The organism is Kitasatospora sp. NPDC038210, from assembly GCF_055600605.1.
This window is the reverse complement of record NZ_JBVJYK010000007.1, coordinates 408,804-422,499: the sequence shown is the minus strand read 5'-3', so window position 1 is coordinate 422,499 and position 13,696 is coordinate 408,804. Positions and strand designations below refer to the sequence as shown.

The 13,696-nt window shown below is 75.0% G+C and carries 10 protein-coding genes and 2 pseudogenes; 1 reads left to right on the top strand and 11 read right to left on the bottom strand.

The window, feature by feature from the left end; genetic code table 11:
• Positions 1–479: 479 nt before the first annotated feature.
• Entirely contained in the window at positions 480–1,469 is a 990-nt protein-coding gene (locus tag ACZ7KX_RS18015) for a PI-PLC domain-containing protein (protein WP_470327256.1), read from the bottom strand.
• Positions 1,470–1,641: 172 nt separating this feature from the next.
• Between ACZ7KX_RS18015 and ACZ7KX_RS18010 the strand changes: the two are divergent.
• Positions 1,642–1,941: pseudogene (locus ACZ7KX_RS18010) on the top strand (alpha/beta fold hydrolase); the annotation flags it as partial.
• 96 nt (positions 1,942–2,037) lie between these two features.
• Here the strand turns inward: ACZ7KX_RS18010 and ACZ7KX_RS18005 are convergent.
• From ACZ7KX_RS18005 to ACZ7KX_RS17960, 10 genes and pseudogenes are all read right to left on the bottom strand, one after another.
• Positions 2,038–2,811: an NADase-type glycan-binding domain-containing protein gene (locus ACZ7KX_RS18005; protein WP_396552389.1), complete on the bottom strand. Its 774-nt coding sequence runs from the start codon at positions 2,809–2,811 to the stop codon at positions 2,038–2,040.
• A 573-nt stretch (positions 2,812–3,384) separates the two neighbouring features.
• Positions 3,385–3,453 (bottom strand): annotated as a pseudogene (locus ACZ7KX_RS18000) (zinc-ribbon domain-containing protein); the annotation flags it as partial.
• 3 nt (positions 3,454–3,456) lie between these two features.
• Positions 3,457–4,017 carry a phage tail protein I gene (locus tag ACZ7KX_RS17995; RefSeq protein WP_470327255.1) on the bottom strand — a complete coding sequence of 187 codons (561 nt, stop codon included), beginning with the start codon at positions 4,015–4,017 and terminating at the stop codon, positions 3,457–3,459.
• Entirely contained in the window at positions 4,014–5,975 is a 1,962-nt protein-coding gene (locus tag ACZ7KX_RS17990; protein ID WP_470327254.1) for a putative baseplate assembly protein, read from the bottom strand. Before ACZ7KX_RS17990 ends, ACZ7KX_RS17995 begins: the two co-directional genes overlap by 4 nt.
• A complete protein-coding gene (locus tag ACZ7KX_RS17985; protein WP_350524450.1) occupies positions 5,975–6,397 on the bottom strand; it encodes a GPW/gp25 family protein in 423 nt (140 codons plus the stop codon). The genes ACZ7KX_RS17990 and ACZ7KX_RS17985 overlap by 1 nt, the downstream gene beginning before the upstream one ends.
• Entirely contained in the window at positions 6,394–6,705 is a 312-nt protein-coding gene (locus ACZ7KX_RS17980; protein ID WP_350524449.1) for a PAAR domain-containing protein, read from the bottom strand. Before ACZ7KX_RS17980 ends, ACZ7KX_RS17985 begins: the two co-directional genes overlap by 4 nt.
• 99 nt (positions 6,706–6,804) lie before the next feature.
• Positions 6,805–8,583, bottom strand: coding sequence for a VgrG-related protein (locus ACZ7KX_RS17975; protein WP_470327253.1), 1,779 nt, complete (start codon positions 8,581–8,583; stop codon positions 6,805–6,807).
• Positions 8,580–9,302 carry a CIS tube protein gene (locus tag ACZ7KX_RS17970; protein WP_470327252.1) on the bottom strand — a complete coding sequence of 241 codons (723 nt, stop codon included), beginning with the start codon at positions 9,300–9,302 and terminating at the stop codon, positions 8,580–8,582. The genes ACZ7KX_RS17975 and ACZ7KX_RS17970 overlap by 4 nt, the downstream gene beginning before the upstream one ends.
• A 122-nt stretch (positions 9,303–9,424) precedes the next feature.
• Positions 9,425–9,850, bottom strand: a complete 426-nt coding sequence (locus tag ACZ7KX_RS17965; protein ID WP_350524446.1) for a phage tail protein — start codon at positions 9,848–9,850, stop codon at positions 9,425–9,427.
• Positions 9,851–9,950: 100 nt separating this feature from the next.
• Positions 9,951–10,235 carry a hypothetical protein gene (locus ACZ7KX_RS17960; protein ID WP_470327251.1) on the bottom strand — a complete coding sequence of 95 codons (285 nt, stop codon included), beginning with the start codon at positions 10,233–10,235 and terminating at the stop codon, positions 9,951–9,953.
• Positions 10,236–13,696: the final 3,461 nt, after the last annotated feature.

Sequence of the window (13,696 nt, the reverse complement as noted above, 5' to 3'; positions counted from 1 at the left end):
CACGCTGTTGAGTTCTCAAGGAACGGACGCTTCCTTCGGACCGCCTTCCAGCGGACCCTCCGGGCTTCGTTCTTTCGTGTTTCCAGCTTATCAGATGTTTTCCGCTCCGTTTCCGGGGCTTCGTTCATCCGACTCGCCGGTGTCTTCCGGGGTTTGACGCCCCGTCCGACGTTTCAAACTCTAGCCGATCCCTGCCCCTAAAGGCGAATCGACCGCAATCCGATAAAACGACACGCCAAATACATGCCGAGCCGCGACGCAGGAATGCGAACGCAACCCAGCCCGAACCTGGGAAGTGGTGTTTCAGAGGATTGGCCGCCCCGGGACCGTCCGCGCCGATGCGTGTCCGGTGCTCCCTGCCGAGCGACTAGGGAACACTACTCCTACCCCGTGCCCGAGAACAAATGCCCCGGCCCGCGCCGCACCCGGCCACACCCGGCCGCACCCAGTACGGGCCGGGCGCGGCCGGAGGTCGTCCCCTACTTGAAGAGGCGGTCGCCGCTGGTGGCCATGCGGTGGGTGGAGCCGTGGCGGTTCACCCAGTCTCGGACGAGGTTGACGGCGTTGGCGCACTGCCAGCTGTCGTCGTACTCGCGCACTCCGGTGAAGGCGCCGTAGCCGGCGATGATGCCGTCCACCCGGGCGTCACCCAGCAGCTTGTCGACGTACCAGGGGTCGTTGTAGGTGGTCGTCCAGGACAGCGTGGCCGCGAGTTGCCCGGAGGCGCGGTCCGCCGCTCCCTTCTTCAGTTCCGTGCAGGTGTTGTAGGTGGGCTCCGTGCAGTTGCCGAACCCCTTGGTGATGTCGCTGTCGCCGTAGTCCATCGCCCGGTGGCCGGTCGGGAAGCCGGAGCCGGAACGCTCGAACGCGCTGCGGACCGTGTCGCGGCTCCCCGTCGTCGTGATGCCCTCCAGGGGGCCGAGCTTGCCCTCCAGGCTCTTCCAGCCCCGGCCGCCGACGTCCGGGGTGTTGCCGCCGTGGTACTCGTAGAAGCCGTAGAGCACCTGGATCCCGGCGGCCGTCAGCCGCTGGGCCTTGTCCCGCAGCCCGGCGACGCTGCAGGTGCGGTTCGGCTGCTCCCCGCAGTAGTTCGGGTCCTTGATGTCCAGCCAGACCAGGGAGAGCCGGCGCCCCGCGTTGGCGTTGGAGAGGATACGGTCGATCATGCTGTCGAAGCTGGGGCCCAGACGGTTCTCCCCGGCCGAGGAGCAGTCGTGGTAGGCCCGCCATTCGTTCGGGTTCCACCAGGCGCAGACGTCGATCTCGATGCCGTTGGCGCCGTGCTTGAGGGCGGCGTCCACGCCCTCCACGGTGTCGACCCGGTGCGCGATCGCGTAGATCGCGTGCCGCTGGTCGGCTGCCGCTGCCGGGGTCGCGCCGACGGTGGCGACGCCGGCGATCCCGCACAGTGTCGCCATCAGCGCCGGTACCGTGCGCCGGAGGGCGGGACGCCTGAGGTGAGTGGTCACGAGAGATGCTCCTTCACGTCCGGACTTCCTGAAGTGTGCATGCCAAGCACACCAACTGTACGTCGACGTACGGTAAATGACGGCTATACAGCACAACTGGTGGTCGATCGTCCCTCCCCGCCCCACTCGGCACCCGGCACCCCACTCCGCACCCCGGGGGCCGTTCGCGGGAGGGGCAGCGCTCGGCGTGTGCCTGGGGTGCATCTTCGCGCCCAACCACAAGGGCATGCCGATGACCGGCGCGGACGAGGCGCACGGCGACTACGTGCGGCGGCAGGTCCGCGACGCCCGTCTGCTCACCCTTCCGGACACCGGCCACGTCGCCATGCACGAGCGCCCGGCGCCCGTGGCCGCCGCACTCCGTGCGCTGATCACCGAGGTGCGACGGACGACGCCCGGCGACCGCCGGCCGGACCCGGACCCTTCAAGGACTTACGGCGAACGCCTCGGTGACCAGGTCGCATGGAGCTGAGCATCCCGACGGCCGACTTCCGGTGCGTCGAGAAGCGGAAGAGCGGACACGCCGGTCGCCGAACAGGCGGGTGGGCGGGTGGGCAGGTGGGCGGGCTCAGGTGCGCTTGAAGAACTCCACCTCCGCCAGGGCGATCGCCCGGCCGGGGCCGGTTCCGGCGGCCTCGCGGACGGTGAGCTTCACCTGGACGACGTCGCTGATCCCGGTCACCACGGTCTGCGGGCCCGGCTGGTCGTTGAGCGAGATCTGCTTCCGGTGCAGCTCCCCGTCCTTGGACGTGACCTCCAGGGACAGGACGATGGGACGGGCCTGCTGCCGGAAGCGCTCCGGGTCGGTGGAGTCGCCCGTGTGGACGATCAGGTCCACGAGCCGGAACGGCGTGCGGAAGTCGAAGCTGATCGAGTCCCCGACCGCGGGCGCTCCCCAGTAGGTGTTGGTCAGGCCGTCGTCGGCGGCGCTCGCGGGACGTCCCTCCACGGCGGCGCTCGCCGAGGTCTGGGAGGGCGTGATCGGCGCGGTGCTGCCGAGCTTGTCCAGCACGTCCTGGAAGGCCTTCTTCCCGGCCGGGTACAGCAGGATGCCCGCCACCACCACCGCGACCAGCACGAGCAGGGCGATGGTGCGGCGCAGCGCGTTGCCCGAACCGCCCATGCGCACCCGGCGCCGGAACGGCCAACGGGTGCGCCACCACGGCAGCCTGGGCGCGGCCGCAGTGACGGTCAGCGGGGCCGCGCAACGGCGGCAGAACTTCCGCTCGGGCAGGTTGGGCGTGCCGCAGCGGGGACAGGGCGGGCCGTCCTGGGCGGCGTCGGCCGCCGCCGTTCTGACGACGGGGCGGGGCGCGACGGGCTTGGCAGGTTGCACGGCCACCGGGTCGGCCTGCACGGCCCGGGTCGGAGCCGCGGGCGCTTCGGGCGTCCGCGCCGGAACCGGGTCGGGTGTCGGTGCCGGGGGCGGTTCGGGCGTCCGCGCCGGCGCCGGGTCAGGCGTCCGCGTAGGGGCAGCGGCCGGGGCGGGGTCCGAAGCAGGGGCGGAGGAAGGGGCAGGGGCCACGTCGGGGTCCGGGTCCGGGTCCGGGTCCGGGTCTGGATCCGGGTACAGAACCGAAGCCGGCCGTACCCGGGTGGCGGACTCGTGCGGGGGCTCGGTGGCCGGCGAGGTCGGCGTCTCGACCGCGGGCGGGGTCGGCGTCCCGGTGTCCGCGGCGGGCGGCTGCTCCCTCCTGCCGCGTGTCATCCGTCGTGACACGTTCCGCCACGTGGACCCGGTGCGCGCGGTCTCGGGCCCGGGTGGCGCAGAAGGCTCAGCGGACGCGGCCGGGTCGGCGGGCGCAGCGGACGCCGCTGCCGGCACCGCAGCCGGGGCCGCAGCCGGGGCCGGGGCCGGGGCCGAGGCCGTAGCCGCAGCCGCCGGAGCGGCGGCACCGTGCGACCACCCCAGGTAGGCACCGCAGTTGCCGCAGAAGTCGTCCCCCTCCGCATTGGCCGTCCCGCATTCGGGGCACACCGGCATCCGTCAGCCCTCCGCTCGCCCGGGTGGGCCGGGCAGGATCTCCACCCGGCAGGTCAGGTGGACCGGGCAGCCCGCCCTGACGACGGACAGCACCTGGTCCTCGTCCGGTGCCGGGCCGCGCAAGGGCCAGACCCGGACCAGTACGTCACCGCTCGTGGCGGGCGGCGGGGCGGCGTCGGGGGCGGTGGACCAGGTGGTGCCGCCGCCGTCCACGATCTCGGCGCCGGCGCCCAGTACCAGCCGCAGCCGCTCGGTGAGTCCGCGTCGGGTGCCGCGCCAGCGGTGCAGTTCCACGGCGCGCTCGACCACCGCCCGGCGCACCTCCACCGGCCAGGCCGGGTCGACGTCCACCGCGACCCAGGACGCCAGCCAGTCGACGAAGTCGGCCGGCGCGAGCCGGGGATCGAAGTAGGCGGGCAGGCTGTCCAGGGTGGCGAAGACCGGGGCGAGGACGGTGTCCAGGCCGGCCGTGAACCGCTGGGCGAAGTCGTCGTCGGCGAAGAGCGCCGGAAGCAGCTCGCCGATCGGGTGCGGGCTGGGCAGGCCCGGGACGGCGGCCCTCATGACCTGCCGTCCTCGGCGGCCGCGGTGACCACGACCTGGTGCTGGTGCGAGAAGACCAGGGCGTCCGGCAGGACCTCGACGCGCTCGGCGGGCGCGCCCCGGCGGCCGGTGATCGGGTCGGCCGGGAACAGCCGCAGTTCCTCGACGCCGGCGACGGCGGCGACCCGCTGGAGGACGGCGAACACCTCGCCGTACTGGACGGCCCGGCCGAACGGCCAGCCCGCGCCGTCGGCGCCGCCGCGCAGCGGGTTGAGGTACCCGTACAGGGCGGCGAGCACCTCCTCGCGGACGCGGTCGGGGTCGGCGGCGCGGGTGGTGAGCCGGGCGACCACCGTCACGCCCTGGTAGGCAGGCGGTTGTACGACGATCCGGGTGCCGATCAGCCGTCGCTCGTCGAGGGCCGTGGCGACGGCCGCCAACACCTGCTCGTCGGGGATGAGTTGCTCGAACCGCAGCCGCTCGCCGTCGTCCGGGACGGCGTCGGGGACGACCAGCACCCGTACCGCGCCGGCCTCTCCGCCGGTCGCGGGCACGCAGCTGATCCGGGCGGCGGACGGCGCGGCCTGCCGGGCGATCAGTTCGAAGTCACCGGCGGTGACGGCGCGTTCCTGCAGCCTCAGCTGGTGCGGGGCGCGCTGCTTGGCGTTCTCCACGGTCTCGCCGTCGACCCCGCCCCTGGCCGCCTCGCGGTTGTCGACCCGGGCGATGTACGGGACGGAGCTGCGCAGCACCGTGATGGTGCTGCGGGCGACGTTGCCCGCGGTGCCGCCGCCGGTGCGGTAGTGCGGGACGCGCAGCCGGGCGCCCTTGGGCGGCACCGCACCGAAGGCGCGCAGGCTGCCGTCGGGCTCCCGCACCGCGGGCGGGAAGAGGAACTCGCCGGTGGTCGCGTCGAGCACGACGTGCCGGTCGACGGGCGAGGACTCACCGAAGTGCTCGACGACCGTCCAGGGCTCCCAGCCCTCGCCGGCCGCGACCTCGACCACCGGGGGTTCGCCGTCGAGCAGCACCGGCGGCCGGGAGAGTCCGAACCGTTGGCCCGCGACGCCCTCCGAGGTGCCGAGCGGAGCGTCGGTGACGGTCTGCGCGTGGACGACGGTGGCGGTGCCGCCGACCGTGAAGACCTCGGCCCGGCGGATGGTCGGGGACTCCGAGTAGAACGGCTGGCCCGGCTGCGGTTCGGTGACCCGGCAGCGCAGCCAGCCGGCGCGGCGGCCGGCGACCACCGAGGCGGTGTGCCCGGCGGGCACGAACACCACGACCTCGCCGGGACGGTTGAGGCCGCCCGTGGTGTCGCTGCCGGTCTCGCAGGCGGTCCAGCGCGCGCCGTCCCACACCTCCCAGGCCAGCGGCGGCTGGCGCGGGTCGACGCCGACGCCCTCCACCCGGCTGTCCAGCCGGACTACCAGGATGCAGCGCGGCACCACGGCCGGCAGTGCGAAGAGCATGGCGTCCCCGACCACCGGGTGCGGTTGGAAGCACCGGACGTCCGCGCCGTCGGTCAGTCGGCCCGTGCAGTCGGTCTGCTCCCCTGAGGCGCTGACGGTGAGCAGCCGGTCCAGGGAGCTGGGGACGATCGGGAGGTCGTCGGCGGTGGAGAAGACCACCGCGTCATCGGTCTCGGTGCGCAGCGTGGAGACCTCGGTGCCGGCCCGTAGCAGGACCGTCTCGGGTTGCGGGGCGGAGAGCCAGAAGTCGATGTCGGCCCGGGCCGCGGCGGGCGGGAAGAGCCGGATGCCCAGCAGGTCGAGGAAGGCGGAGTAGTTCTTCTCCGGTACCCGGTTCAGCCGGTAGAGCAGCTGGTCGACCAGGTAGGCGAAGGTTTCGATGAGGGTGACGCCGGGGTCGGAGACGTTGTGGTCGGTCCATTCCGGCGCGCGTTGCTGGACGTACCGCTTGGCCTCGTCGACGAGTTGCTGGAATCGGCGGTCGTCCAGGTTCGGGGAGGGCAGGGCCATCAGTTCTCGCCCCCGTTCACCGCGGCCGGGGACTCCGGGATGGTGTAGAAGGGGAAGACCAGGTTGCGGCGGTCGTTGGTGGCGCGCACGGTGTAGTGGACGTCGATGTAGAGCGTGCCCTCGTCGACGCTGTCGAAGGCGATCACCACGTCGTCGACCTCGATCCTCGGCTCCCAGCGTTCCAGTGCGATGCGCACCTCGCGCGCGATCCGTCCGGCGGTGGTGAAGTCGCCCGGGGCGAAGACGTACTCGTGGATGCCGCAGCCGAACTCCGGGCGCATCGGCCGCTCGCCGGGGGCGGTGCCGAGGATCAGCCGGACGGCCTCCGCGATCTCCCGGTCCCGGTCCACCATGCCGATGCCGCCGGTGGCGTTGACCCGCAGCGGGAAGGCCCAGCCCCGGCCGATGAAGCTGCTGGTCATGCGACGCCTCCGATCAGCACGTTGAACGCGCCGCTCGTGATGGTGGCGCCGCAGGTCGTCTTGTCGCCCATGCGGGCCGCGGGGAGGCCGCCGATCAGGACCACTCCCCTGGTCGCCGTGCCCAGGCCGGGCTCGACGAGGTTGGCGGGGCCCATCTCCACGTGCGGGACGCAGGCGTGGATGCTGCCGACCACCGCGGCGGGGCGGCCGCCGATCAGCACGGTCGCCACCCTGAGGGCGCCCGGCGGCGGGGTGGTGAGGGCGCCGCCGTGATCGGTGAGGTCGCCGGTCCGGGCTGCGGGGGGCATGTACGGTCTCCATTTCCGGTGGTGCCGGCGGGCACGTGGCCGCCGGCTGCTCGCTGCTCGCTGCTCGCTGCTGACTGCTGACTGCTGACTGACCTATCGTCAATTGATGTGCACGAACGCTCCCTTGACCACGGCCTCGGCGCCGCCGTCCACGGTGACCGCGGTCGTTCCCCGCAGGGTCACCGAGCCGCCGCGCACGTTCACCGTTCCGGTGCCGGCGTCGAGGGTGATGCCGGCGGAGTCGAGGCGCACCGTGCTCCCCGCCGCGCCGCCCACGCCGTGGACGGTCAGGACGATCTCCCCGTTCTGCTGGTCGAGTTTGACCTCCAGCTTCTTGTCCCCGCTCGCCAGCCGGACGCCGGAGGCGCCGCCCGGCACGTCCAGCAGTTCCAGGCGGTGGCCCGAACGGGACACCACTGAGCGGCGGTTGACCTTGCCGGAGCCCGCGTCGACCAGTGGTACGTCGTGCGGCGAGGGCCGGTCGACGCCGTTGTAGAGCCCGCCGAGCACGTACGGGCTGTCCAGGTCGCCCTGCTCGAAGCCCACCAGCACCTCGTCGTTGACCTCGGGGCTGACCACGCCGCCGCCCCCGTGGCCGCCCAACTGCACGGTGCGCACCCAGTCGGAGACGTACGTGTCGTCCAGCCAGGGGAACTTCAGCTTCACCCAGCCGCGCTGCCCGCCGCCCGGCTCCCGGACGTCGGTGACCACGGCGACGGCCAGGCCCGGCATCCGAGGACCGCGCGGCGGCGCGTTGCCGCCGGTGACAAGCCCGGCCAGGGAGCGGTCGGGCGACGCGCTGACCACCACGGTGGTCCGGTAGCCGCGGAACGGTTCGAGCAGGTGGCGCACCCCGGTGGCGGTGTAGCGGCCCGAGAAGGCGGCACCGACGTTCCCGAGGGCGACGGCGGTGCCCGCCCGCAGCCGCGGGTTGCCCTCGACGACGGCCTCCAGCTCGCCGAAGCCGGAGGCCACCGAGGCGGCCAGCGACCGCGCGACGGCGGTCGTCTCCGCCTGTGTGCGGTACGGGGTGTCGGCGACGGTCAGCCGGGCCCGGCCGGGGAACGCGGAGGCCACCTGCGCGGGGCTCATCCCCGGCAGCACCGTCCGGGAGGTCACCGACGGCTCGGTGGCGACCAGGGCGCTCTTGGTGGTGACGTTCCAGCCGCGGGCCTCGACCGTGTCCGCACCGGCGGCGCCGGTCAGCACGCCGCGCAGCTCCAGCAGGTTGCGGCCGTACTCCAGGACCATCGGGTTCTGCGGCGCGGGCGTGGAGGGCGCCGGCGCCCCGGAGGCGGGCTCGGGCCGGACGAACTCCAGCCGACCGTCGTCGTCCACCCGCACCTGGGCCCCGCTCTCCTGCGCCAGGAACTGCAGGAACTCCCAGTCCGGGACGTTCGCCTGGGAGAGCTGCTGGTGGACGACCGGGAAGGAGTCGATCCGGCCGCAGGGCAGGCCCGCGCCCGAGGCGACCTCCCGGACGATGTCGGCCGTCGTCATGTTGCGGAACGCCTTCACCCGGCGCCCGCGCATCAGGCGGTGGGTGACCGCCGACGCCCGCACCACGGTGTACGAGCCGGTGGTGTCCACCTCCAGCTCCAGCGCGGTCACCTCGCCGGTGAACAGCCGTACCCGGGTGTTCCCCTGCACCGTCACCACGGACACCCGCAGCTTGGTCCCGATGGTGATCCCGGTCGCGGCGAGGAAGCTGTGGTCCGCGTCCCGGAAGCTCAGGACAGCGGTGTCCGGGAGGCCGACGCTCTCCTCGATGTCGCAGGACACCAGCTGGGTCGCCCAGATCGGCGGCAGCGGGCCCGGCGCCTCGACGACCGGATCCGCGGCGAAGGAGCGGCCGCCCCGGGCCTCGGGGGTGGTCATGACTGCCCGACCCGGGTGAGCTCGTCGATCCCCGGCACGATCAGCTCCGAGCCCGGCACCAGGACCAGCGGGTCGTCGATGTCGTTGGCCTCCGCGATGGTGCGCCACGCCGTCGCGTCCCCGTACGCGCGCCAGGCGAGCAACGGCAGGCTGTCGCCCGCGATCACCCGGTGGGTGCTGCGGGCCTCGGGCGAGCCGGAGGTCGGGTTCTGGCCGGCCGGGTCGACGCTGGCCTCGTCGATGGTGAGCGAGCAGACCGCCCGCAGCGGACTGCCGTTGACGTCGAAGAGCGTGTAGGTGACCGAGAGACCGGTCATCACCCCGTTGAACGAGGTCGTCTTCAGGGTGCCCCAGTCCAGCCGGATCCACGGGCTGGCCGGCGTCTTGCGGGCCAGGCTGGCCGCCGTGGGCACGCACGCCGTCATCAGCTTCTCCACCGCCCGCTCCACCGAGTTGTCGTGGGTCGCGGTCGAGTCCAGGAACACGTCGAGGGAGAGCGAGCGCGGACCGCTGCCGACGAACTCCGGCAGCGCCGACTCGCCCGCCATCCGGGACGGCGTGCGCCGCCACTCGGTGGTCTTGCGCAGCACCAGGGTCGCCGGGTTGAACTGGAGCCGCAGCTGCGCGAGCGTTCCGCCGGGCTGGGCGCCGACCGTCGACGGGGGCTCCATGATGGTCAGTTGGGCCCGGGTGACGCTCGCGGGGACCGCCGAGGACATCCTGGTGCTCCTTACGTGGGTGGGGCGGCTGGGTGGGGGGCAGCTGGGTCGGAACGGCTGTGCTGTGCGGGGCGCGGCCGAGTGCGGTCGGGTGGGACCCGCCGGACGGCACCTCGGCGTCCTCAGGAGGGGCGCAGGCCGACGTGGGCGATCTCCAGGGTCTCCATCGCGGCCTGGGAGTTGGAGGGGTCGAAGGACGGCCCCTCCCAGCGCACCGGGACGATCCCGAGCACCTGCCAGCCGACGATCCGGCTCAGGTCGGGCCGCAGCGCGACGATCTCGCCGTCCTTCGGCTCGACCTTCCGGACGATCTCGCCCAGCCAGCGGGCGATCTTGGCGGTGTCCGCGGTGACCGCGCGGGTGAGCGTGATGTTCGACCAGGTGATGCGGCCCGGCAGCTGCCAGGCGAAGCCGTTGTTGCCGCCCTCCGCGTACTGCTCGATCTCGACCTGGGCGCCGAGCCCCGAGCAGGTGGTGAACTCCCCCAGGTCGTTGCCGCCGATGGTCAGGCTGAAGAACACACTCGTCGCGAAGATGTTGTCGGTCATGGGTTCCGCATCCTGATTCCTGTTTCCCGTTCCTGTTCCTGCTTCGGGTCCTCGTTCCGGCTGGTGCCGGAGTCGGTCGGCCGCCGCTCGCGGTCCGCGCTCAGCGGCGCCCGTCGTACGGTCGCCCGCCGCGCTCCCTCCCCCTGCGCAGTTCGGTGCGCAGGAGCCGCCCGACCGGTTCGACCAGGCGCCGGGCCAGTTCGTCGAGGTCGGCCGGCTCGTGACCGCCCGTCTCGACCGGCGGTCCGCCCGTGTCGGGCGGGGACGCCGTCCGGGCGGGCCGGGTGGACTGGGTGGTCTGCGGGGCGGCCTGCACCGTGGTCGTCGGCGTACGGGCCGGTACGGCGGTCAACGGCACCCCGGTCAGGCCCGCCTGCTCCGCCACCCGCTGCAACACCCGCGCCGTACCGGGCGACGGCGGTGCGAACGCCCCCGGCACGGACGGTACGGACGGAGCAGATGGAGCCGACGGAGCGCTGAGGGTGCGCAGCGCCACGGGCGAGGACGAGGATCCCGAGGGAAGCTGCGAGGAGAGCTGCGGAGCGGGCTGCCCGGGCCGGGAGGGCGCCGGAAGCCGCTGGAGCGACGGCGCCGTCGGCGGTGCGAGCCGGACCACGGGCGGGCGCGGCGCACCCGCCACCGCCGACGACGCAGCGGAGCGGCCGGGCGCCGGGCTCCCTGCGGCCGCCGGTGCGACGGCACGCTGCACGGCCGGGAGATCGGCTCCCGGGTCGCCGAGCTGCGGCTGCGGTGTCGCCGACGGCACCGGGCCACCGGTGTGCGGGACCGCCGGGTCGGGGCGGCCCGGCCGGACGCGCGGCGCGTCCGTCGGCCCGATGGCGCCGACGGTGCCGACCGGCGGGACCGGAGTGCCGTGCCCCGAGGAGGAGCCGGGGCCCGCCCGACCGTCCCTCCGGCCCGACGAACGCCACAGGCGCTCGGGCATGGGCTCGGGCACGGGTACGGGCTGCGCCGCCGAACCCCCGTGCGCCGAAGGGGAATCGGAGGCAGCCACCGTCCCGTCTCCGCCGCGCGCCGACGGACGCCGCGCCCGCGAACGCTGCACCGCAGCCACGAGCCCGCGCACCACGCCAGGTCCGGACGACCGGCCCGGCACCGAACTCCCCTGCACAGACGGGGAACCGGCCACGGCCTGACCGCCGACGTGCGCCGCCGAACGCTGCACCGCCCCCGCGACCCCGCGCAGCGCGCCCGCAGCGGACGGCCGACCCGGCACCGGTGCGGCGCCGCCGTCGCGCGGGCCGAGCGTGTGCCGCGAGCGCGGCGCGGCGGCCGAGGATCCACGCCCCCGGCCGTCGCGCGGCGCCGACTGGGTGGCCGATCCGGCAGCCGGTTCACCGTCCGTACGCGGCTGGAGCGCCCTGGGCCAGACGGCCGGCACCACGGGTGGTGCCGGCGCGGGCGGCTTCGGGCCGCTGCGCGCGCCGGGAGCGGGCGAGTTCGACGGGGTGGCGAGGGTGAACCTCATCGGGCACTCGCCGATCAGTCCGCGCCTCGGGCCGCTGAGTGCCACGGCCCGCTGGACACCCCACCCCGCGGTCACCGGCCGCGCGGCCACCACCCGACCGGTTCCCGTTCCCGTTCCCGTTCCCGTTCCGGCTCCGGCTCCGGCTCCGGCTCCGGCTCCGGCTCCGGCTCCGGCTCCGCTGGGAGCGTCACCCTGGCCGGGGACTCCGGCCGGGCGGGTCGGGGCCGCAGGGCCGACGGGCTGTGGCGCAGCGCCGGCTCGGTGCGCGTGACCGGTGCCGGACGGCGGCACCTCGGACCGTCCCGCTCCCCCGGCCGCCGGTCCACTCCCACCTGGTCCGGAACTGGTGCGCGCGTCGGGACCCGCGCCGACCGAACCGCTCCGGGCAGGGGCGGTCGGCCCTGCCGGGGCATCGCCACCGGGCCGGGTGGCGCGCTGCACACGCGGCCCCTCGCCGGCCGCCGGCCCGCCGGCGGTGGCGGAGGATCCGGGCAGAGCCGAGCCGCCACCGGAACGCCGGACGGTAGGCGCTGCCGTAGCACCGTCAACAGGGCGTCCCTGAGACAGGGTTCGCCCACCGTCGCCGCCCCGAGGCCCAGCGATCGGCTCCGCAGGGCCGTCACCGGAGGCCCGGAAGGCACGCTGCACCGGCATCGCCTCACCGGCCGGGGGCGTCGTGGCAGGCGCGGCCGGCGTGGCAGGTGGGCCCTGTTCGGCCGCGCGCCCGCTGGTGCCGCCGGTGGCAGCGCCCGCCGTCGGACCGGTGATCCGTCGGACCGGTGCCCGCCCGCCGAGCAGCGGGGCGGTGCGGCCCGGCGCGGTGGCCGTCGGCGGCAGCGCGTCGAGCGGCGCACCCAGGCCCCCACGAGTGCGGGCGGGGGCCGGGTCCGGACGGCTCTGGCCGACACGATCGGTGGTCGACGAGGACGACCCGGATGCCGGTGGTACCTGCGAGGACGAACCGGCCCCGGACGGCGCGCGCTGGACGGGTGTCGCGCCGGCCGCCCCCCGCCCGGAGCGCGACGGTGCCGTACCGCCCGGCTCGGCGGCCGTACGGGCGCTCCGGTCGGGGGTGACGTCGGGACGGCCTTGTTCGGCGCCGCCGGTCGGCGTGCCGAGCACACCGGCCGCAGCGGCCGACACGACCGGCATGGCCGGCGCACCCGACGCGGTGTCGCGATCCTGCGGTCCGGTGGCGATCACGGGCGAAGACGAAGGCGAAGGAGAAGACGAACGCGAAGGTGAAGCGCTCGCGGGGAGGGAGGTCAGGGGCGCACCGAGGACCGGACGGGCGGGCCCGGCGGCGGCCGCCCGCTGGACGGCCCCTCCGGCCCGATCGTTCCGCGCAGGCGCGGACTCAGGCGCAGGCGCGGACTCAGACGCAGGCGCGGACTCAGACGCAGGCGCGGACTCAGCCGCGGGCGCAGCAGTGCGGTCCGCCCCCGTGGCCGTTCGTGCGGCAGCGCCGCCCTGCTCGGGCGAGCCCACCCCGACGGTCCGATCCGTGGCGCGGCTCGGCGGTTCGGTGTCGACACCCCCCGTCCGGTCCCGGCTCGGGTGCGCCGTCACCGGACGCGCGGACAGGGTCCGGGGACGCCGAGCCACGACGAGCGATCCACCTACGCGACGGGGCCGTACCGGGCGGGCCCGGCCCGCCGCGTCACGCGAAGGCGACGTCACGGCACCCTCGGCGGGCGTCGGCGCACCAGCGCCGGCATCGCCACCACCGACGCCACCGTCCCGACCGGGCGCCTGACCGCCGTCCTGACTGCCCGCCCGACCGCCGGCCGGAGCCGCGGGCCGGCCGGCCCCGTCCGGGCGGGCCGCTCGCGCCGCCGACCGCACGGGAAGCCGCCGGACCGGCGCGGACCGTTGGACCGCCCGCGCCCGCCCGGTTCCCCCCGGCGCACCCGATGCAGCCGCCGCACCCGGTTCGCCCGGGTCCGTCGTCGGCGGCGCTTCGCCGGCCCCGGGCGCATCCGCGACCACCGGCATGGCGAGTCCGTCCCCGCCCCCGACGGCGGCGGGCGGCGCGACCGGTCGCGCCATCGCCCGGAGGATCCCCGCCGGGGCGGACGGGAGGACCGCGTGGCCGAGCGGGCCGCTCAGCGAGGGGTCCTGCCACGAGGCGAGCCGGGACCGGAAGCGCAGGCCGTCGCTGACGCCGTGCGCCGGCCCGGCCAGGGTGGGGACGAGCGGCCGTACCGCGCGCCATCCACCGTCGCCCGTCGCCGCCGGGGCACGCCGAACGGCGCCGCCGTCAGCGCCGTGGCCGGAGCCGGCGTCCGCGCCCGCGGCGCCGTCGGCAGCACTGCCGGCAGCACTGCCGGCTGCAGCACCGCCCGTACGGCCGCCCG

Excerpts from the sequence above, each read along its gene's own strand:
- ACZ7KX_RS17965 (WP_350524446.1), bottom strand. The coding sequence starts at position 9,850 with ATGACCGACAACATCTTCGCGACGAGTGTGTTCTTCAGCCTGACCATC.
- ACZ7KX_RS17990 (WP_470327254.1), bottom strand. The coding sequence starts at position 5,975 with ATGGCCCTGCCCTCCCCGAACCTGGACGACCGCCGATTCCAGCAACTC.
- ACZ7KX_RS17995 (WP_470327255.1), bottom strand. The coding sequence starts at position 4,017 with ATGAGGGCCGCCGTCCCGGGCCTGCCCAGCCCGCACCCGATCGGCGAG.
- ACZ7KX_RS17985 (WP_350524450.1), bottom strand. The coding sequence starts at position 6,397 with ATGACCAGCAGCTTCATCGGCCGGGGCTGGGCCTTCCCGCTGCGGGTC.
- ACZ7KX_RS17970 (WP_470327252.1), bottom strand. The coding sequence starts at position 9,302 with ATGTCCTCGGCGGTCCCCGCGAGCGTCACCCGGGCCCAACTGACCATC.
- ACZ7KX_RS17975 (WP_470327253.1), bottom strand. The coding sequence starts at position 8,583 with ATGACCACCCCCGAGGCCCGGGGCGGCCGCTCCTTCGCCGCGGATCCG.
- ACZ7KX_RS17980 (WP_350524449.1), bottom strand. The coding sequence starts at position 6,705 with ATGCCCCCCGCAGCCCGGACCGGCGACCTCACCGATCACGGCGGCGCC.